Annotated in this window: 18 protein-coding genes; 9 read left to right on the top strand and 9 right to left on the bottom strand. The window is 73.1% G+C overall.

Translation table 11 applies throughout. The features are described from left to right. Nucleotides 1-36 precede the first annotated feature (36 nt). Nucleotides 37-210 carry a hypothetical protein gene (locus E4623_RS22660; RefSeq protein ID WP_167736614.1) on the top strand — a complete coding sequence of 58 codons (174 nt, stop codon included), beginning with the start codon at nucleotides 37-39 and terminating at the stop codon, nucleotides 208-210. A gap of 24 nt (nucleotides 211-234) precedes the next feature. On the opposite strand, the gene E4623_RS13575 is transcribed toward E4623_RS22660, so the two are convergent. Next, the gene (locus E4623_RS13575; RefSeq protein ID WP_134767034.1) at nucleotides 235-1,401 is read right to left on the bottom strand and encodes a saccharopine dehydrogenase NADP-binding domain-containing protein; all 1,167 of its coding nucleotides are present in this window, start codon (nucleotides 1,399-1,401) and stop codon (nucleotides 235-237) included. 149 nt (nucleotides 1,402-1,550) lie between these two features. On the opposite strand from E4623_RS13575, the gene E4623_RS13570 reads away from it, so the two are divergent. From E4623_RS13570 to E4623_RS13560, 3 genes are all read left to right on the top strand, one after another. Further along, nucleotides 1,551-2,102: a SigE family RNA polymerase sigma factor gene (locus E4623_RS13570; protein ID WP_134767033.1), complete on the top strand. Its 552-nt coding sequence runs from the start codon at nucleotides 1,551-1,553 to the stop codon at nucleotides 2,100-2,102. Then, on the top strand, nucleotides 2,099-4,126 hold the full coding sequence (locus E4623_RS13565) for a beta-propeller domain-containing protein (protein ID WP_134767032.1): 2,028 nt from the start codon (nucleotides 2,099-2,101) through the stop codon (nucleotides 4,124-4,126). The genes E4623_RS13570 and E4623_RS13565 overlap by 4 nt, the downstream gene beginning before the upstream one ends. 144 nt (nucleotides 4,127-4,270) lie before the next feature. After that, on the top strand, nucleotides 4,271-4,540 hold the full coding sequence (locus E4623_RS13560; RefSeq protein ID WP_134767031.1) for a DUF2277 domain-containing protein: 270 nt from the start codon (nucleotides 4,271-4,273) through the stop codon (nucleotides 4,538-4,540). Nucleotides 4,541-4,553: 13 nt separating this feature from the next. On the opposite strand, the gene E4623_RS13555 is transcribed toward E4623_RS13560, so the two are convergent. Further along, nucleotides 4,554-5,435: a bile acid:sodium symporter family protein gene (locus tag E4623_RS13555; RefSeq protein ID WP_134767030.1), complete on the bottom strand. Its 882-nt coding sequence runs from the start codon at nucleotides 5,433-5,435 to the stop codon at nucleotides 4,554-4,556. Between the two features lie 105 nt (nucleotides 5,436-5,540). Between E4623_RS13555 and E4623_RS13550 the strand changes: the two genes are divergently transcribed. Continuing rightward, the gene (locus E4623_RS13550) at nucleotides 5,541-6,419 is read left to right on the top strand and encodes an NAD-dependent protein deacetylase (protein WP_134767029.1); all 879 of its coding nucleotides are present in this window, start codon (nucleotides 5,541-5,543) and stop codon (nucleotides 6,417-6,419) included. A 75-nt stretch (nucleotides 6,420-6,494) separates the two neighbouring features. On the opposite strand, the gene E4623_RS13545 is transcribed toward E4623_RS13550, so the two are convergent. After that, a complete protein-coding gene (locus tag E4623_RS13545; RefSeq protein WP_134767028.1) occupies nucleotides 6,495-7,181 on the bottom strand; it encodes a metal-dependent transcriptional regulator in 687 nt (228 codons plus the stop codon). Between the two features lie 61 nt (nucleotides 7,182-7,242). Here E4623_RS13545 and E4623_RS13540 point away from each other — a divergent pair, with 61 nt between their 5' ends. The 3 genes from E4623_RS13540 to E4623_RS13530 all read left to right on the top strand — a co-directional run bounded on the left by E4623_RS13540 (nucleotide 7,243) and on the right by E4623_RS13530 (nucleotide 11,035). Beyond that, the gene (locus tag E4623_RS13540; RefSeq protein WP_134767027.1) at nucleotides 7,243-8,583 is read left to right on the top strand and encodes a deoxyribodipyrimidine photo-lyase; all 1,341 of its coding nucleotides are present in this window, start codon (nucleotides 7,243-7,245) and stop codon (nucleotides 8,581-8,583) included. Nucleotides 8,584-8,675: 92 nt separating this feature from the next. Beyond that, entirely contained in the window at nucleotides 8,676-9,392 is a 717-nt protein-coding gene (locus tag E4623_RS13535; protein ID WP_134767026.1) for a hypothetical protein, read from the top strand. Continuing rightward, nucleotides 9,389-11,035: a glycoside hydrolase family 13 protein gene (locus E4623_RS13530; RefSeq protein ID WP_134767025.1), complete on the top strand. Its 1,647-nt coding sequence runs from the start codon at nucleotides 9,389-9,391 to the stop codon at nucleotides 11,033-11,035. Before E4623_RS13535 ends, E4623_RS13530 begins: the two co-directional genes overlap by 4 nt. On the opposite strand, the gene E4623_RS13525 is transcribed toward E4623_RS13530, so the two are convergent. From E4623_RS13525 to E4623_RS23000, 5 genes are all read right to left on the bottom strand, one after another. Next, entirely contained in the window at nucleotides 11,013-11,465 is a 453-nt protein-coding gene (locus tag E4623_RS13525) for a MarR family transcriptional regulator (protein WP_134767024.1), read from the bottom strand. The two genes, E4623_RS13530 and E4623_RS13525, sit on opposite strands and share 23 nt — an antisense overlap. Beyond that, a complete protein-coding gene (locus E4623_RS13520; RefSeq protein ID WP_348537292.1) occupies nucleotides 11,462-13,096 on the bottom strand; it encodes an MDR family MFS transporter in 1,635 nt (544 codons plus the stop codon). The genes E4623_RS13525 and E4623_RS13520 overlap by 4 nt, the downstream gene beginning before the upstream one ends. 388 nt (nucleotides 13,097-13,484) lie before the next feature. Beyond that, the gene (locus E4623_RS13515; protein WP_134767023.1) at nucleotides 13,485-15,431 is read right to left on the bottom strand and encodes an ABC transporter ATP-binding protein; all 1,947 of its coding nucleotides are present in this window, start codon (nucleotides 15,429-15,431) and stop codon (nucleotides 13,485-13,487) included. Beyond that, on the bottom strand, nucleotides 15,428-17,170 hold the full coding sequence (locus tag E4623_RS13510; RefSeq protein ID WP_134767022.1) for an ABC transporter ATP-binding protein: 1,743 nt from the start codon (nucleotides 17,168-17,170) through the stop codon (nucleotides 15,428-15,430). Before E4623_RS13510 ends, E4623_RS13515 begins: the two co-directional genes overlap by 4 nt. Beyond that, nucleotides 17,164-17,742, bottom strand: coding sequence for a TetR/AcrR family transcriptional regulator (locus E4623_RS23000; protein WP_209020663.1), 579 nt, complete (start codon nucleotides 17,740-17,742; stop codon nucleotides 17,164-17,166). The genes E4623_RS13510 and E4623_RS23000 overlap by 7 nt, the downstream gene beginning before the upstream one ends. A 188-nt stretch (nucleotides 17,743-17,930) precedes the next feature. Here E4623_RS23000 and E4623_RS13500 point away from each other — a divergent pair, with 188 nt between their 5' ends. Continuing rightward, nucleotides 17,931-18,977, top strand: coding sequence for a hypothetical protein (locus tag E4623_RS13500; RefSeq protein WP_134767021.1), 1,047 nt, complete (start codon nucleotides 17,931-17,933; stop codon nucleotides 18,975-18,977). An 82-nt stretch (nucleotides 18,978-19,059) separates the two neighbouring features. On the opposite strand, the gene pdxH is transcribed toward E4623_RS13500, so the two are convergent. Continuing rightward, on the bottom strand, nucleotides 19,060-19,752 hold the full coding sequence (pdxH, locus tag E4623_RS13495; protein WP_134767020.1) for a pyridoxamine 5'-phosphate oxidase: 693 nt from the start codon (nucleotides 19,750-19,752) through the stop codon (nucleotides 19,060-19,062). Nucleotides 19,753-19,755 lie beyond the last annotated feature (3 nt).

The raw sequence follows: 19,755 nt of genomic DNA, 5'->3' as shown, positions 1-19,755 counted from the left end.
GCTCGGGCCGCGCCCGTCGGAGGAGAGGTTCCCACCGTGACCGCAGAGCAGATCGGGTCGTCGTCCTCCCCCGTGGTCCCCGCCGTGGAGAGCACCATGGAGAGCACCGTCGAGAGCACCGTGGTGACCGCACTGCGGGTCCGCCGGCTGCTCGCCCGGCTGGTGCTCGGCGACTCCTGCGACGCCGTCGCCCGGCGCGCGGCCGCCTGACCGCTCGCCGCGGCGGGCCCGTGGTCAGTCGACGACGGCGAAGGTGATCCCGCGCGCCTGCAGTCGGGCGAGCAGGTTGTCGCCCATCGCCTGGGCGGTGGTGACGCTGCCCGCCGTGACCGGGTTGTCGTCGAAGGCCAGGCACAGCGCCGACTCGGCGAGCATCTTCGCGGTCTCGTCGTAGCCGGGGTCACCGCCGGAGACGCGGGTGTGGAGGGTGCGTCCGTCGGCCTCGGCGACGAAGTCGACGGTGAACCAGGACCTGGCACGCTTCGCCTCGTCGGGGCCCGAGCCCTGCGGCACCTTCTTGAGCAGGAAGTTGCGGACCGGCGGCACCTGCGCGGCGACGCCGATGGCACCGACCCCGGCCATCGCCCCGGCGGTGTAGCGCAGGGTCTTGAGCCCGGCGAAGTGCGCGTAGCGGAACTCCGGGCCGTAGACCGCCAGCGCGGCACCGCTGCGCGCGACCACCTGCGGGTCGATCGTCGGCAGCGGCAGCAGCCACCGGCCGAGCACCCTGTCGCGCTGCGGCCTCCCGCCGACCGGCCGCGACGAGCGACCGTCGGCGGGCCTGTCCTGCGCCGCGCGCCGCTCCTTGGCGGTCGCGCCCATCTGCTTGGCCCGCGAGAACGCGCCGAGGGCGGAGTGGAAGGTGCCGCCCGAGAACGTGCCCGCGGCCCGGACGACGCCGCGCATCCGCACCGGGCCGGTCGGCCGCAGCTGCTGGACGGTGAAGTAGGCGCCGAGGTCGTGCGGGATGGAGTCGAAGCCGCACGCGTGCACGATCCGCGCGCCCGTGCGCACCGCGGTGGCGTGGTGGTCGAGGTAGGTGCGGTCGACGAACTCGGGCTCGCCGGTCAGGTCGACGTAGTCGGTGCCGGTCTCGGCGCACGCCGCGACGAGCGGTCCCCCGAGCTGCTGGTACGGCCCGACGGTCGTCACGGCCACCTTCGCCCGGCGGACGACGTCCGCCAGCGCCGCCCGGTCGCTCGCGTCGACGACGAACAGCTCCAGCTCGCCGTGGTCGGCGCCCAGCCGCTCGCGGACCTGCTCGAGCTTCTCCCTGCTGCGTCCGGCCAGCGCCCAGCGCAGCCCCGTGGGACCGTGCTCGGCGAGATACTCGGCGGTCAGGCCGCCGGTGAAGCCGGTGGCCCCGAAGAGGACGAGGTCGAGGTCGCGCGCGTCAGCCATGCCGCCCATCGTGGCAGGACCGGTGCACGTTCTGGCCACCCGGTGGAACCCCGGGGCGACCACGCCGCGTCGTAGGGATGAACCCCGCCCACCGACCCCACCCACCGACCCCACCCACCGACCCCACCCACCGACGACGGCCGGAGCCCATGGACCACGACCGCGACACGGCCACCGCCGACGCCGACTTCGCCGCCTACGCCCGCGGGGCCTGGGCGTCGCTGGTCCGCTCGGCGGTCTTCCTCGGGTGCTCGCCGCACGAGGCCGAGGACCTCGCCCAGACCACGCTGGTGCGCTGCTACACGGCCTGGCCGAGCGTCTCCGGCGCCGACAACCGGGCGGCCTACGTCTACCGGATGCTGCTCAACTGCCTGCGCGACAGCAAGCGTCGGCGCTGGTGGGGCGAGCGCCCGACGGAGCGGCTGCCCGACCGGCCCGGTCACGACACCGCCCACGACGAGACGGCCCGCGTCGACACCGCGGACGCCGTCCACCGCGCCCTGGCCGGGCTGAGCAAGCCGAACCGCGACGTCGTCGTGCTGCGCTACTTCGCCGGCCTCACCGAGCAGCAGACCGCCGAGGCGCTGGCGATCCCGGCCGGCACCGTCAAGAGCCGGCTCTCGCGGTCGCTCGCCCAGCTCGCCGCCAACGACCACCTCACCGACCTGCGACCCGACTTCACAGAAGAGACGACCTCATGACCGACCTCGAACGCCAGTGGGACGACCTGCCCGTCGGCCCGGCCCCCGTCGACGCCATCCTGCGCGAGGCCCGCCGCGAGGCGGCCGCCGACGCGAGGCGTCGTCCCGAGCGGCGCCTGAGGAGGTCGCTGACCGGGGTCGCCGTGATCGGTGGCGTCGCGGCCGCCTTCGTCGCCGGCACCCTCGTGGTCCAGCAGGACCCGCCCGGCGACGTCCCCCGTGCCGGCGGTCCCGGCGGCGGCAGCGGGGCCGCGCCCGACCTCACCCCGGCGGCGTTCCACGGCGAGCTGCAGGAGCCGGCGTCCTGTGCCGACCTGCTGGAGCACTACGTCGACGAGGGCCTCGACCGGGTCACCCGGTGGGGCTGGGACGGCGGCTACCCGTACTGGGGCGCGCGGGACATGGCCTCGATCCCCAGCCCGGCGAGCGAGCAGAGCTCCAAGAGCCTCGCGAGCTACACCTCCGCCGCAGAGGCGACCGACACCGGCACCAACGTGCAGGAGGCCGGGGTCGACGAGCCCGACCACGTCAAGACCGACGGCGAGGTCCTGGTGCGGTTGCGCGGCTCCGAGCTCACGACGTACGACGTCGCCGGCGACGAGGTCGCCGAGCTCGGCAGCCTCGACCTCGGCGACTTCCACGACGGCGAGATCCTGCTCACCGGCGACCGGGTGGTCGCGATCGGCAACGACGGCACCCGCGGGTCGACCGGCTACGGCGGCGCGTACCGCTACTCCTACGTCGAGCCGGCCTCGCCGCAGACCCGGGTGCTGACGGTCGACCTCACCGACCCTGCCGCACCCGCCCTCGAGCAGACCGTCGACTACGACGCCTCCCTCGTCGCGGCCCGCCAGCACGGCACCGACGTGCGGCTGGTGCTGTCGAAGGGCCTGCCCGACCTCGACCTCAGGCGCGGCGGCCGCGCCCTGGAGGTCAACAGGCAGGCGGTCGAGGAGTCCACGCTCGACGACTGGCTCCCGCACGTGTCGGTCGACGGCGGCGAGCCCACCGACCTGCTCGACTGCGCCCGGGTCGCGGTCCCGCGCGCCGAGCTCGGCCTGGCCACCATGGCCGTCGTCGGGTTCGGCGCCGATGCCCCCGGCGAGGTCGAGTCGCTCGGGCTGGCCGGCGACGCCCCGCTGACCTACGAGTCGACCGACCACCTCTACCTCGCCTCCAGCGGCAGCGGGCTCGACGGCTGCTGGGACCTCTGCCCGCTCGTCGACAGCGTCGGCGGCTCCGACGGCACCACGCACGTCTACGACTTCGCGCTCGACGGCACCGGGGCGTCGTACGTCGGCGCCGGCGAGGTCGAGGGCACCGTCCGCGACCGGTGGTCCATGGACGAGGCCGACGGCGTCCTGCGCCTGGCCGTGGGCCCCTCGTCGGAGACCGGTCGCTGGAACTCCATCGTCACGATGCGCGCCGAGGGCGACGCGCTCGTGGAGGTCGGACGGATCGACCGGCTCGGCGTGGACGAGGACATCAAGGCGGTCCGCTGGTTCGACGACCTCGCCCTGCTCGTGACGTTCCGGCAGGTCGACCCGCTCTACGCCGTCGACCTCGGCGACGTCACGAGGCCGACCCTGCTCGGCGAGCTGAAGATCCCCGGCTTCTCCACCTACCTGCACCCGCTCGGCCCGCGCCGCTTCATCGGGGTCGGCGCCGGGCCGCAGGGACCGCGCGGCGGGTCCGGCGCCCAGGCGGGGCTCTTCGACGTCACCGACATCACCGACCCGGTCCGGCTCGACGTCACGTCGTTCGGCCGCGGCACCCATGCCCGCGCCGGCGACGACCCGCGCCAGTTCACCTGGCTGCCCGACCAGCGGATCGCCCTGACGGTCCTCTCGAGGGGCCGCGCCGGTTACGTCGCGAAGCTGCAGCTCGGCGGCGGACGGATGCGCGAGGAGCTCACCCGCGTCGAGTTCGGCGACGACGTCGCCGAGGTTCGCCTGGTCCCGCTCCCCCGCGGCCGGGTCGCCCTCGTGACCGGCGAGGACGTCGCGTTCCTCGACCTAGGCTGAGCGCGCCGGGTAGCGGGTAACTCACCGTTCACCGCACCTACCCGCCCGAATTCGGGCGGGTAGGTACGCGTAACGGTGAGTTACCCGCCCGACGGCGCTCCCGACACCCGCCTGCCGGGCCACCGGTCGTCGTAGCCTGGAGCCATGTGCCGCAACATCCGCCCGCTGAACAACTTCGAGCCGCCGGCCACCGGTGACGAGGTGCACGCCGCCGCGCTGCAGTACGTCCGCAAGGTCGCTGGCACGACCAAGCCGTCGGCGGCCAACCAGGCCGCGTTCGACCGCGCGGTCGACGAGGTCGCCCACACCACGCGGCACCTGCTGGCCGACCTGGTGACGACCGCTCCACCCAAGAACCGCGAGGCCGAGGCGGAGAAGGCCCGGGCCCGGGCCCGGCTCCGCTACGGCGCCTGACCCTCGAGCCGACCTAGGACGTGGCGGTCGCCACGTCCGCCGTCCGGCGCCCGCGGGTGATGAGGAAGCCGAACGCCGTCGCGAGCACGTACATGACCACGCTGTAGACCGCGCTCGGGATGGCGACCTCGGTGCTGTCGAGCACGCTGAGCGCGATGGTGAGCGCCACGGTGGTGTTGTGGATGCCGATCTCCATCGCGCACGCCACCGCCTGGCGCTCCTCCAGCCGGAAGACCCGGGCCCCGAGGTAGCCGAGGGTCAGGCTGGCCAGGCAGAACAGGGCCGTGACGGCTCCGACCTCCTGCACGTAGTCGCCGAGGTTCTCGCGCTCACCGAGCAGCGCACCGACCGCGACGACGACGAGCACGGCGATCGAGAAGATGCGCACGGGCTTGTCGGCACGGTCGGCGAAGCCGGGGTCGCGGCTGCGCACCACCATCCCGATCCCCACCGGGACCAGGACGATCGCGATCACCTGGACCACCTTGCCGAGCTGCAGCCCGAGGTCGCCGTCGGCGTCGAAGTGGCCGATGGCGAAGTTGGTGACGAGCGGGATCGTGAACGCCGCCAGCACCGAGTTGATCGCCGTCAGGCTGACGTTGAGCGCGACGTCGCCGTGGAACAGGTGGCTGAACAGGTTGGCCGTCGTTCCGCCGGGCGAGGCCGCCAGCAGCATCACGCCGACCGCGAGCAGCGGATCGAGGTCGAAGGCCGTGACCAGCCCGAACGCGATGACCGGCAGCACCAGGATCTGCAGGACCAGCGCGACCACCACCGCCCTGGGCGAGCGCGCGACCCGACGGAAGTCGTCGACGCGCAGCGAGAGCCCCAGCCCGAACATCACGATCGCCAGGGCGATCGGCAGTCCGACGGTGATCAACGCGGAGTCGTCCATGCGTCCCCCTGGGAGCCGGTGCGGATGGTGCTGTGACGGCGGTCACGGTGGCGCACAGTCAACAGGACGCGCGCCCGGTTGTGCAGCCGTTCGTAGGCTGGAGCCATGACCGGAGCCGACACCGTGGCGCCCCCGGACGTCGATCTCGTCCACGCGGCCATCGCGCTGCTGGCCGACCGGCCCCTCGTCGTCCTCACCGGGGCCGGGCTGTCGACCGACTCCGGCATCCCCGACTACCGCGGCCCGGGCTCGTCGGCCCGGACGCCGATGACCTACCAGGAGCTGGTGTCGGGTCCCGCCGCCCAGCAGCGCTACTGGGCGCGCTCGCACCTGGGCTGGAGCAGGATGGAGCGCGCCGAGCCGAACGCCGGGCACCGCGCGCTCGCCGCCCTCGACCCGACCCTGCTCATCACCCAGAACGTCGACGGCCTGCACGAGGCCGCCGGCTCGCGGCGCCTCGTCGCACTGCACGGGCGGATCGCCGACGTCGTCTGCCTCGGCTGCCGCACCACGACGTCGCGCGCCGCGCTGCACGAACGGCTCGAGGCCGCGAACCCCGGCTGGGGCGAGCGGCACGCCGCGGTCGAGACGCGCCCCGACGGCGACGTCGACCTCGACGACCCCCTCCTGTACGCCGACTTCGTCGTCCCCGGCTGCGTCGACTGCGGCGGCGTCCTCAAGCCCGACGTCGTGTTCTTCGGCGAGAACGTGCCCAAGCCGCGCGTCGAGCGCTGCTACGCCGCCGTCGAGGCCCTGGCGTCCTCCGGCGGCGCGCTGCTCGTCGCCGGGTCCTCGCTCACCGTGATGAGCGGGTTCCGCTTCGTGCGCCACGCCGCCAAGGCCGGCACCCCCGTCGTGATCGTCAACCGCGGCGTGACCCGCGGCGACGACCTCGCCACGCTCAAGCTGGACCTCGGGTGCTCGGAGTTCCTCGGGGCGCTGGCGGCCGGGGCGGGGTTTCCCCGGTCGACCGGGGAAATCTGAACTGGGGGGCCGGGATATCGGCCGCCAAGTTCAGGGATCCCCGGTCGACCGGGGAAATCCCGGGCGCCGGCCGGCTCAGAGCCGCTTGACGAAGATGTGCTCGGCGGCCTCGGGGACGATCTCGGCGGTCTCGCCGCCGGAGCCCACCAGGACGCCGTCGGCGGTGGCGACGATGGTGATGGTCTTGTCGGGGAGGGCGCCGACGCGGCGCATCGCGCTCATCAGTGCCTCGTCCTTCTGCATCTCCTCCGAGATCCGGCGCACCAGCACCCGGCCCTCGACGTCGCTCGCGGCGCGCGACAGCGGCTCGACGTCGGTCATGAATGACTCGGGGAGCTCGGTCTGGCCGAGCTCGGCGAGGCCGGGGATCGGGTTGCCGTACGGCGAGGACGTCGGGTGGTCGAGCAGCTCGATCAGGCGCCGCTCCACGGTCTCGGAGATCACGTGCTCCCAGCGGCACGCCTCCTCGTGCACGAGCTCCCACTCGAGGCCGATGACGTCGGTGAGGAGCCGCTCGGCGAGCCGGTGCTTGCGCATCACGCGGGTGGCGAGGCGGTTGCCGTCGTCGGTGAGCTCGAGGTGCCGGTCGCCCTCGACGGTGAGCAGTCCGTCGCGCTCCATCCGGGCCACGGTCTGGGAGACGGTCGGCCCGCTCTGGTGCAGGCGCTCGGCGATGCGGGCCCGGAGCGGGACGATGCCCTCCTCGACCAGCTCGTAGATGGTCCGGAGATACATCTCGGTGGTGTCGATGAGGTCGCTCACGAGAACCATTCTTACCCATCGGGGCGAGGCGTGCCGGACCGCGCTGGACCAGGGTGGACCGATGGCCGACCAGACGACCTCCGTGATGTGGTTCCGCCGCGACCTGCGCACCGCCGACAACCCCGCGCTGCTCGCCGCCCTCGCCGATGGACCGACCCTCCCGCTGTTCGTCCTCGACCCTGCGCTGTGGGACCCCTCGGGCCTCTCACGCCGCTCCTACCTGGTCGACAGCCTGCGCTCGCTGCGGCGCGACGTCCCGGTCTCGGTGGTCCGCGGCGACCCCGTGCGCGAGGTGCTGCTGGCCGCGCAGGAGGTCGGGGCGACCCGCGTGCACGTCGCCGCCGACTACGGCCCGTACGGCGCCCAGCGCGACGCCGCGGTCGAGGGCGCGCTCCGCGACGCCGGCATCGAGCTGGTCCGCACGGGCTCGCCGTACGCCGTCGCGCCGGACCGCGTGACCAACGGCAGCGGCACGTCGTACCGGGTGTTCACGCCGTTCTCACGGGCCTGGGCCGAGCACGGCTGGCGCGCCCCGGCCGACCCGCTGCCCGGTGACGCCCGCTGGCGGCACCTGGCGGAGACCGTCGACCTCCCCGACGTGACGCTCCCCGACGGCCTCGACCTGCCGGAGGCCGGCGAGGAGGCCGCCCACCGGGCGTGGGAGGAGTTCCTCGACAAGGTCGTCGACTACGACGGCGCCCGCGACCTCCCGGGCGTCGAGGGCACCTCGCGGATGAGCCACCACCTCAAGTACGGCGAGATCCACCCGCGCACGCTGCTCGCCGACCTCGCGAGCCGCCAGGGCAAGGGGGCCACGACCTACCGGCAGGAGATCGCCTGGCGCGAGTTCTACGCCGACGTCCTCTTCCAGCGGCCCGACAGCGCCCGCGAGTACCTCCGCCGGGAGTACGCCGCGATGACCTACGACGAGCCCGGCGCCGACTTCGACGCCTGGCGCGAGGGCCGCACCGGCTTCCCCGTCGTCGACGCCGGCATGCGGCAGCTCCGCGCGACCGGGTGGATGCACAACCGGCTCCGCATGATCACCGCCAGCTTCCTGGTCAAGGACCTCCACGTCGAGTGGCAGCACGGCGCACGGCACTTCCTGCGCTGGCTCGTCGACGGCGACCTCGCCTCCAACAACCACGGCTGGCAGTGGACGGCGGGCAGCGGCACCGACGCCTCGCCGTTCTTCCGGGTCTTCAACCCGACGAGCCAGGGACGCAAGTTCGACCCCGACGCCACCTACGTGCGCACCTGGGTGCCCGAGCTCGCCGACGTCGAGGACCCGCACGACCCCAGCGCCGAGGACCGCCGCCGGGTCGGCTACCCGGAGCCGCTGGTCGACCACGCCGCCGAGCGCCTGGAGGCCCTCGACCGCTACCAGGCCATCAAGAAGTAGTCCTCGGGACGCCCGGCTCGCCGGGCGACCCACCACCGGTGCCGGCCGCCTCCGGCTCGGAAGCCGTCCGCGCGGCCAGTAGCGTGGTCGACGTGTCCGACCAGCCCGCTCTCCTGACCATCGCCACCCGCCACCGTGGGCCCGCGTCCTCCGGCAACGGCGGCTGGACGGCGGGCGCGCTGGCCGCGTTCCTGTCGCCCGGCCCGGCCCACGTCGTGCTGCGCACCCCGCCGCCGCTCGAGGTGCCGCTCGACGTCGTCCGCGACGACGACGGCGCCGTCACGGCGTCCCGGGGGGACGTCCTCGTCGGCCGGGCGGCGCCCGCCGCCGAGGCCCCCGGCCCCGTCGAGCCGGTCGACGCGGCGACCGCCCGCGACGCCGAGACCCGCTACTCCGGACTGACGTCGCACCCGTTCCCGTCCTGCTTCTCCTGCGGCACCGACCGCGCTCCCGGCGACGGGCTGCGCATCTTCCCCGGCCGCGTCGCCGAGGACGCCGGGGGCCGGGTGCGCGTCGCCGCGACCTGGACCCCCGGCACCGACGTCGACCTGCCCACCACCTGGGCCGCGCTCGACTGCGTCGGCGGCTGGGCCGGCGACCTCGAGGAACGACTGATGGTGCTCGGCTCGATGAGCGCCGACGTCCTCGACCTGCCCCGTGCCGGCGAGGCGCACGTCGTCGTGGGCGGGGCGCGCGGCACCGACGGGCGCAAGACGTTCACCGCCTCCTCGCTGTACGCCGGGGACGGTCGCCTGCTCGCGACCGCGGCGCACGTCTGGTTCGCGGTCGACCCGAAGGACTTCGCGTGAGCACCCCCGCCGACACCCCGGCCGACACCCGGGCACCCTGGTGGCGCGACGCCGTCATCTACCAGGTCTACGTCCGCAGCTTCGCCTCGTCCGGCACCCGCGCGGGCGGGCCCGGCATCGGCGACCTGCCCGGCATCACCAGCCGGCTGCCGTACCTCCGCGACCTCGGCGTGGACGCCGTCTGGATCACGCCGTTCTACCGCTCACCGCAGCACGACCACGGCTACGACGTCGCCGACTACCTCGACGTCGACCCGCTGTTCGGCAGCCTCGCGGACGCCGACGACCTGGTCGCGCGCGCCCACGACCTCGGCATCAGGGTCATCGTCGACCTGGTGCCGAACCACACCTCCGACGAGCACGCCTGGTTCCGGGCCGCCCTGGCCGCCGCACCCGGCAGCCCCGAGCGGGCCCGCTACCTGTTCCGCGAGGGCCGCGGGCTCGACGGCGGCGAGCCGCCCAACAACTGGCAGTCCGTCTTCGGCGGGCCGGCCTGGACCCGGGTCCCCGACGGTCCCGACGGCCGCTCCCAGTGGTACCTCCACCTCTTCGACACCAGCCAGCCCGACCTCGACTGGCGCAACCCCGAGATCGGCGACATGTTCGAGTCGGTGCTCCGGTTCTGGCTCGACCGCGGCGCCGACGGGTTCCGTGTCGACGTCGCGCACGGCCTGCTCAAGGAGGAGAGCCTGCGCGACCAGGTGCTGCCGGAGGGCACCGAGGGCCGCGACCCCAACCAGGTCCGCGAGGAGGCAATGGTCGCCCGCACCGACTTCGACGAGCCGATGTGGGACCAGCCCGAGGTGCACGACGTGTACCGGCGCTGGCGCCGGGTGCTCGACGAGTACGACGGCGACCGGATGGACGTCGCCGAGGCGTGGGCCAAGTCCCTCGAGGCCGGCGCGCTGTACGTCCGGCCCGACGAGATGAACCAGTCGTTCAACTTCCTGTGGCTGCTCGCCGACTGGTCGGCGCAGCAGTTCGCCGACGTCGTCACCGGCACCTTCGCGGCGCTCGACCCGGTCGGCGCGACACCCACCTGGGTGCTGAGCAACCACGACGTCGTCCGCCACGTCACCCGCTACGGCGGGGGTGCGCGCGGCCTGGCCCGGGCCCGCGCGGCGACGCTCACGATGCTGGCTCTGCCCGGGTCGTCGTACCTCTACCAGGGCGAGGAGCTCGGCCTCGAGCAGGTGGACGTCGCCCCGCAGGACCGGCAGGACCCGTCCTGGTTCCGGACCGGCGAGGTCGGGCGCGACGGCTGCCGGGTGCCGATGCCGTGGTCGGGCGACACCGCGCCGTTCGGCTTCTCCCCCGACGGCTCCGACCAGCCGTGGATCCCCCAGCCCGCCGCGTGGGCGGCCCTGACCGTCGAGGCGCAGGCCGGCGACCCCGACTCGACCCTGGAGCTCTACCGGGCGGCGCTGGCCGCCCGGCGGACCCTGCCCGGCGACCGCGACGTCGACGTCCGGGTCGAGGGCGAGGTCCTGCTCGTCGAGCGCGGCGACGTGACGATCGCGCTCAACTGCGGGACCGACGCGGTCGCGCTGCCGGACGGCGACCTCCTGCTGGCCAGCGGTCCCTTCGGCGGGGTGCTGCCGGCCGACACCGCGGTGTGGGTCAGGCGTCGATCGTCGCGTTGAGCGCGGTGTTGTAGCGGCTCAGCTCGCCCACGAAGGCCGCGAGCTCCTCGTCGCTCCACTCGGCGAGGCGCTCGCTGAGCCCCTTCTGCCGGTGGGCGACGACGTCGGCGAGCCGGGTGCGGGCCTCGTCGGTGACCGTGAGCAGGGTCGCCCGGGCGTCGGCGGGGTCCTTCTCGTCGGCGAGCAGGCCGAGCGAGATCAGGTGCTTCACGTGCCGGCTGACGGCGCCCTTGTCGAGGTCGAACTGCTCGGAGATCGCCGAGGCCCGGACCGGGCCCTCGCGCTCCACCGACGTCAGGATGAGGTACGACGCCGGCTGGAGCTCGTCGTGGACGGCACGGGCCCGCACCCCGATCACCCGGCGGACGCGCCGGATCAGGACGCCGACCTCGGACTCGAGGTCGCGCAACGTGTCCTCCCGGGCCGTCATCGGACCTGGTCGGCCGGGACCGGGACGGTCGCGCCGGGCTCGGTGCCCGCGACGTCCTTGCTCGCGGCGTCACCGACGGTGGTCCGCAGCGGGACCTCCTTGATGAACAGGACACAGACCAGGGCCACGGCCGCGAACGGCACCGAGATCAGGAAGATGTGGCCGATCGCCGAGCCGAAGGCGTGCTCGTACAGGTCACGGAACGGCGCCGGCAGGGTGGCCAGGTCGGGGATGGCGCTGGTCTGGTGCTCCTGCGCGGGCAGCTGGACGCCCTGGCGGGCGAGCTCGGTGGCGCCGTCGGTGACCTCCCGGGTCACCTGGTGCGACAGGACCGCGCCGAGGACCGACACGCCGATCGAGCCGCCGAGCGAGCGGAAGAACGCGACGACCGAGCTGGCCGCCCCCATGTCGGCCTGGCTGGTGTTGTTCTGGACGGCGAGGACGAGGTTCTGCATCGTGGCTCCGAGGCCGACGCCGACCAGGGCCATGTAGAGCCCGACCACGACGAGGTCGGTGTCGGCGTCGATCGACCCGAGCAGGGCGAAGCCGGCGACGACGAGCACGAGACCGCCGACCAGCCAGCGCTTCCAGACGCCGGTGTTGCTGATGATCCGGCCCGAGATGATGCTCGAGACCAGCAGGCCGCCGACCATCGCGACCGACATCAGGCCGGCCTCGGTCGGGCTCATGCCGCGGGCGAGCTGGAAGTACTGGCTCAGGTAGACGGTGGCGCCGAACATCGCGACACCGATCATCACCGAGGCGGCGGTGGCCAGCGCGGTGGTGCGGTCGCGGAACAGGCGCAGCGGGATGACCGGCTCGGCGGCGACCCGGCCCTCGACGTAGAGGGCGGCGCCGATGACGAGCAGGCCGCCGACGACGAGCAGGACGCTGGTGGTGGAGACCCAGTCGAACGACGACCCGGCCAGCGAGACCCAGATGAGCAGCAGGCTCACGCCGCCGACGATGAGGGTGGCGCCGAGGTAGTCGATCTGGACGTCGTCGCGCTTGACGACCGGCAGGTGCAGGCGGCGCTGCAGCACGAAGAACGCGGCGACCGCGAACGGCAGCCCGACGAAGAAGCAGCCGCGCCAGCCCAGCGGGCTGTCGACGACCAGGCCGCCGATGAGCGGGCCGCTGACCGTCGCGGTGGCGAAGACGGCGCCGATGTAGCCGGAGTACCGGCCGCGCTCGCGCGGGGAGACCATCGAGGCGATCACGACCTGCACCAGCGCGGTGAGGCCGCCGACCCCGAGGCCCTGGATCACGCGGCCGCCGATCAGGACGCCCATGCTCGGCGCGAACGCCGCCACGAGGGACCCGGCGGTGTAGATGACCAGCGCGCTCTGGACCAGCAGCTTCTTGCTGAACAGGTCGGCGAGCTTGCCCCAGATCGGGGTGGTCGCCGTCATCGCCAGCAGCGTGGCGACGACGACCCAGGTGTAGCCGGACTGCGACCCGTCGAGGTCGGTCACGATCCGCGGCAGCGCGTTGGTCACGACGGTGCTGGAGAGCATCGCCACGAACATCGCGAGCAGCAGCCCGCTCAGCGCCTCCATGATCTCGCGGTGCGTCATCTGCACCGGCTCCGCGGCTGGTGCCACGCTCTTCGTGCTCTCGGTGTTGCTCACGTCGGTCGACTCCATACGGACTAGAAGGTTGTCTATGACAACTGTATTCCTAGATCGTTGCCATCGACAACCAACGTGACCCGGGTCTCACGCACCGCGGCCCGAAAAGCGGACGACCCGCAGGCGTGGCCTCCGTGAGGAGGCCGCCCCCGGGGACATGGTCCGGGTTCGCCTGCGGGTCGGGTGACTGCGGTGGATTGACCAGCAGCCTCGTCGGGTTGTCTGGTCCGACGCGTTGCTGGGCTGCTAGTGCGCAGCCACCTCACTTGTCCTATGAGAATGCATTGTGTAGGACCACCTCCCTTCCGTGTACGACGAGCGTAGGTCGCCGCGCCACGGCACTCAAGAGGTTTTGCCTGCCGACCGGGTGCGGGCCCGGCCCCGGCCCTCACTCCTGGACGGCGGCCGCGAACTGCGACTGGTACAGCCGGGCGTAGGCACCCTCGGTGGCGAGGAGCTCGGCGTGGGTGCCTTGCTCCACGATGGCGCCGTCCTCCATCACCAGGATGAGGTCGGCGTCGCGGATCGTGGAGAGCCGGTGGGCGATGACGAACGACGTCCGGTCGCTGCGCAGCGCGGCCATCGCCTGCTGCACGAGCACCTCGGTGCGGGTGTCGACCGAGCTCGTGGCCTCGTCGAGGATGAGCAGCGCGGGGTCGGTCAGGAAGGCGCGGGCGATCGTGACGAGCTGCCGCTCACCGGCCGAGAGGTTCGACCCCTCCTCGTCGACCACCGTGTCGTAGCCCTCGGGCAGCGAGTGCACGAACCGGTCGACGAACGTCGCCCGCGCGGCCGCGAGCACCTCCTCCTCGGTCGCCCCGGGGCGCCCGTAGGCGATGTTGTCGCGGATCGTGCCCTCGAAGAGCCAGGTGTCCTGGAGCACCATGCCGATCCGGCCGCGGAGCGCGGCGCGCGGCAGCGCGGTCACGTCGACGCCGTCGATGGTGATCCGGCCGCCGTCGATCTCGTAGAAGCGCATGACGAGGTTGACCAGCGTCGTCTTGCCGGCCCCGGTCGGCCCGACGATCGCGACGGTCTGGCCGGGACGCGCGACCAGCGACAGGTCCGTGATGAGCGGACGGTCGGCGTCGTAGGCGAACGAGACGTGCTCGAAGGCGACCTCGCCGCGGGTGACGGCACCGGTGCCCGGGACGTCGGCGTCGGGGACCTCCTCGTCGGCGTCCAGCAGCTCGAAGACGCGCTCGGCCGACGCGACGCCCGACTGCAACAGGTTGGCCATCGAGGCCACCTGCGTCAGCGGCTGGGTGAACTGGCGCGTGTACTGCACGAACGCCTGCACCTCGCCCAGCGTCAGGGAGCCGCTGGCCACGCGCAGCGCGCCGATGACGGCGACCACGACGTAGTTGAGGTTCCCGATGAACATCATCGACGGCATGATCAGCCCGCTGACGAACTGCGCCCGGAAGCTGACGTCGTAGAGCTCGTCGTTCTGGCGGGCGAACTCGGTCTCGACCTCGTGCTGACGGCCGAACACCTTGACCAGCGAGTGACCGCTGAAGGTCTCCTCGATGTGGGCGTTCAGCGTGCCGGTCCGGCGCCACTGGGCGACGAACTGGCCCTGCGAGCGCTTCATGATCGCGCGGGTCACCAGCAGTGACAGCGGCACGCTGACCAGCGCGACGAGCGCGAGCAGCGGCGAGATCCACAGCATCATCGCCAGCACCGCGACGACGGTGGTCAGCGAGGTCAGCAGCTGGCTCATCGTCTGCTGCAGGGTGGTGGAGATGTTGTCGATGTCGTTGGTCACCCTGGACAGCAGCTCGCCCCGGGGGGACCGGTCGAAGTACCCGAGCGGGAGCCGGTTGATCTTCTCCTCGACGTCCTGGCGCATCCGGCGCACGGTGCGCTGGACGACGCCGTTGAGCACGTAGCCACCGAGCCAGCCGATCAGCGCGGCGACGACGTACAGGGCGAGGACCCAGAGCAGCACCTGCCCCACGGCGCCGAAGTCGACCCCCTCGCCGGCCACCACGCCCTGGCCGCGGACGGCGTCCGGCAGCTCGGAGTCGGGGGTGCCAGCGGGGTACTGCCGGCCGATGAAGCCGTTGAAGACGAGGTCGGTGGCGTGGCCGAGGATCCGCGGCCCGACCGCCATCAGCATGACGGAGGCGACCGTCAGGACCGCCACCAGCAGCGTGGGCCACCGGTCGGGGGCCAGGCGGGCCATCATCCGCTTGGCCGACGGACCGAAGTCCATGGCCTTCTGGCCGACCATGCCGCCACCCATCGGGCCGCGGCCGGGTCCGCCCGCGGGCGCCTCGATGCGCTCGGTGGCCTTGAACTCCTGGGCCTTGCCCCGGGACTGCTCGCTCATCGGGCACCCACCTCCTCGGCGGACAGCTGGGACGCGACGATCTCCTGGTAGGTGCCGCACCCGACGAGCAGCTCGTCGTGGGTGCCGCGGCCGACGACGCGGCCGTCCTCGAGCACGAGGATCTCGTCGGCGTCGCGGATGGTGGAGACGCGCTGGGCGACCACGACGACGGTCGCCTCGGTGGTCACCGGGGCGAGCGCGGCGCGGAGCCGGGCGTCGGTAGCCAGGTCGAGGGCCGAGAACGAGTCGTCGAACAGGTAGATGCCCGGTCGCCGTACGACGGCGCGGGCGATGGCCAGGCGCTGCCGCTGGCCGCCGGAGAAGTTGGTGCCGCCCTGGGCGACCGGGGAGTCGAGCCCCTCGGGCATCGCCGCCACGAAGTCGCGCGCCTGCGCGACCTCGAGCGCGGCCCAGATCTCCTCGTCGGAGGCGTCCGCCCTGCCGTGACGGAGGTTGGAGCGCACCGTGCCGGAGAACAGGTAGCCGCGCTGCGGCACCAGGCCGATCTGGTCCCACAGCAGCGCCGGGTCGAGGTCGCGGACGTCGACGCCGGCGACCCGGACCGTCCCGGACGTCGCGTCGAACAGCCGCGGCACCAGGTTGACCAGCGTCGTCTTGCCGGCCCCGGTGGAGCCGATGACGGCGACCGTCTGGCCGGGCCGCGCGCTCAGCGAGACGTCCGCGAGCACCGGCTCGTCGGCGCCCGGGTAGGCGAAGGTGACGGCGTCCAGCTCGAGCTCGCCACGGCGCGCGGGGTCCGGGGCCACCGGCTCGGTGGCCACCACGACGGAGGTGTCGGTGTCGAGGACCTCCACGATCCGGTCGGCGCAGACCGCCGAGCGCGGGACCTGCATGAGCATGAACGTCGCCATCATGATCGACATCAGGATCTGCATCAGGTAGCTCAGGAACGCCGTGAGCGCGCCGACGCCCATCTGGCCGTCGTCGACGCGGTGCCCGCCGAACCAGATGACGGCCACGCTCGCGACGTTCACGATCAGCATCACCAGCGGGAACATCGTGGCCAGCCAGCGGCCGGCGCGGACCGCGACCGCGGTGAGGTCGTCGTTGGCGCGGCCGAAGCGCTCGGCCTCGTACGGCTCGCGGACGAACGCCCGGACGACGCGGATGCCGGTGATCTGCTCGCGCAGGACCCGGTTGACCTCGTCGATGCGGCCCTGCATCAGCCGGAAGCTCGGCACCATCCGCGAGATCACGAAGCCGACCGCCACGAACAGGGCGGGCACGACGACCGCGAGGATCCAGCCGAGGCCGGCGTCCTCGCGCAGCGCCATGACGACCCCGCCGACCATCATGATCGGTGAGGACGCCGCGATCAGGCAGGCCATCAGCACGAGCATCTGCACCTGTGTGACGTCGTTGGTGCCCCGGGTGATCAGCGACGGCGCCCCGAAGTGCTGCAGCTCCCGGGTCGAGAAGGTCCCGACCCGCGCGAAGAGGTCCGCGCGCAGGTCGCGGCCGAACGCCATGGCGGTGCGGGCGCCGTACCAGGCGGCGCCGACCGAGCCGACGATCTGCACGAGCGAGACCGCGAGCATCATGGCGCCGAGGCGCAGGATGGTGCCGGTGTCGCCGACGGCGATGCCCTCGTCGATGATCCGGGCGTTGAGGCTCGGCAGGTAGAGCATGGCCAGCACGCTGAGGAGCTGGAGGACGACGACCGCCGCCACCCAGCTGCGGTAGGCGCCGAGGCGGTCGCGGAGCAGACGGATCAGCATGCGGGTGACCTCCTGAGGCCGTGGAGGACGGTGTCGACGATCTGCTCGGGTGTGAGCAGCCGGCCGTCGGCGATGAGCTCGTGGCTGCCGGCGAAGGTGAGCAGCCGCAGGACGTGGGCGACGTGGGCGACCGGCTCGGTGAACTCCTCGCCGTCGCCGACGACGCCGACGATGAGCTCCTCGAGCCGGGCCCGCCAGGCCTCGTGCTCGGCGGAGTCGTGGTGCGGCGGGCCGACCAGGCCGACCTGGCGCATCAGCGAGAAGGTCGCGCGGAAGCGCTGCTGGAAGATCGAGACCAGGAGGAGCAGCCGGTCACGCACCGGCAGCTCGGCGTCGATCCCCTCGATCCGCGCCACCAGGTCGCCCGGCTCGAAGGCCCGCGCGATCGCGGCGTCGACGAGCTCGTCCTTCGAGTCGACGACCCGGAAGATCGTCCCCTCGGCGACGCCCGCCGCCTCGGCGATCTGGCGCGTCGTCACGCCGCGCCCGTGCTCGCGCAGCAGCCGCAGCGTCACGTCGACCAGCACCTCACGCCTCTCGTCCGGCGCCATCGCCCTCGCTCGTGCCCTCACCCCCTCAGCCTAAATGAGTGAGCACTCACTCATCAACCGGGTTGGTGTGTTGGCCCCGGCTGCGGTAGTCCCGGCCGTTTGGGCCCCAGATCACGCCCGTCGAGGGCCCGAACAGCCGGGACTATCCCCCCGGGCGCACCCTGTGGAGGACGAGTTCGGGACCGGCCGAAGTCGTGCACGCTGGGGTCGTGCCCGAGTACGACGACCACCCCGTGTCGCGGCGTGGGCTGACGCGTCCGTCGCGGGTGAGCCGGACCGGTGGGCAACCCACGCCGAAGGAGGCCCGCGGACCGTCCTGGCGGCGGACGAGCCGTGGCTTCTACCTGCCGTCGGACGTCGACGACGCGCGACCCGAGCAGCGGATCCTGAACGCGTCCACGGCACAGCGCAACGGCGTGGCGATCACGGGATGGGCCGCTCTGCGGTGGCGTGGCGGGCGCTGGTTCGACGGGGTGACGGCGGCGGGTGCGCGGCGGCCGGTCACCGTGCTGATCGGCACCCGGGACATCGACGCCCAACCTCGTCACGGCATCGCGGTCTGCGGCGAGAGCGTCGGCCCGTCGATGTACGACGTCGTCGACGGCGTCGCCGTCACGCTGCCGACCTGGGCGGTGTCGTTCGAGATGCGGTACGCCCGGTCCGAGCACGAGGCGGCCAAGGTCCTCAGCCTGGCGGCGTACGACGACCTCGTCTCGATCGCGGAGGTGCGCGCCTTCTTCTCCGGCCAGCGAGGCTGGACCGGCATCCCCCAGGCCCGCAAGGCCCTGACGTGGGCCGAGGAGAACGCCTGGTCGCCGGGCGAGCTCGACCTGGGGATCCACCTCTACGTCGAGCTGCACCACGAGCGACCTCTCTTCAACCGACCCGTCTTCGACCTCGCCGAGCGCCACCTGTTCACTCCCGACCTCATCGACCCCGTCGCCGGCGTCGTGTTCGAGCACAACGGCCCCACCCACCGCGAGAGCACCGCCTACGGCAACGACCTCCACCGCTGGGGTCTGTACGCCGAGCACGGGCTCGAGGCGGTCGCGTCGAGCAGCGCCGACCTGCGCGACTGCCGGCGGCTCGACGAGCGGGTCCGGACGGCGTACCGGCGGGCCGCCCGGCGGGCACGCTCGGACCGGTCGTGGACCGTCGAGCCACCCGCCGGTTGGACACCCACCCACACCGTCGACCTACGCCGCGCGCTCACCCCGCGGCAGCGGGCCCGCCTGCTGCGCTACCGCGCCGCGTGAGGGCCGCCTGCGTGCGGTAGTCCCGGTCGTTTGGGCCCCGGACCCTACGATCCAGGGGCCCAAACGGCCGGGACTACCGCAGTCAGGGGGCCAGCCGCTCCGTCGTCCACACGTCGGCGCCGACGCCGGCGCCGGAGTCGGGGGCGGACGAGCGGCGGTAGACGAGGCGGTCGTGCATCCGGCCCGGACGGCCCTGCCAGAACTCGACGACCTCGGGGCGCACCAGGTAGCCACCCCACTCCTGCGGCACCGGCACCGCGTCGTCCGGGACGTCGGCGAAGCGCGCCTCGACCTCGTCGTAGGACGCCGCCAGCTCCTCCCGCCCGGTGACGACGCGCGACTGGTGCGACGCCCAGGCGCCGAGCTGCGACCCGCGCGGGCGGACGGCGAAGTACGCCGCCACGTCGGCCGGCGGCAGCGGCGTCGCGACCCCCTCGACGCGGACCTGCCGCTCGAGCGGGTGCCAGGGGAAGAGCAGCGCGCAGCGCGGCTCGGCCGCGAGGTCCTCGCCCTTGCGGGAGGCGGTGTTGGTGAAGAAGCGGAAGCCGTCGTCGTCGTAGCCCTTGAGCAGCACGAACCGCGACGACGGCTGGCCGGAGGGCGCCACGGTGGCCACCACCATCGCGTTCGGCTCGTGGATGCCGGAGTCGCGCGCCTCGGCGAACCAGCGTCCGAACATCGTCACCGGGTCGGGCGCGAGGTCGGCCTCGACCAGGCCGCCCGCGGCGTACTCGTGGCGGAGGGCGCGGATGTCGTCTGCGGAGGCGTCGGCCATGCT

The organism is Nocardioides sp. 1609 (assembly GCF_004522105.1).
Classification (GTDB): domain Bacteria; phylum Actinomycetota; class Actinomycetes; order Propionibacteriales; family Nocardioidaceae; genus Nocardioides.
This window is presented reverse-complemented; position numbering and strand designations above follow the sequence as displayed.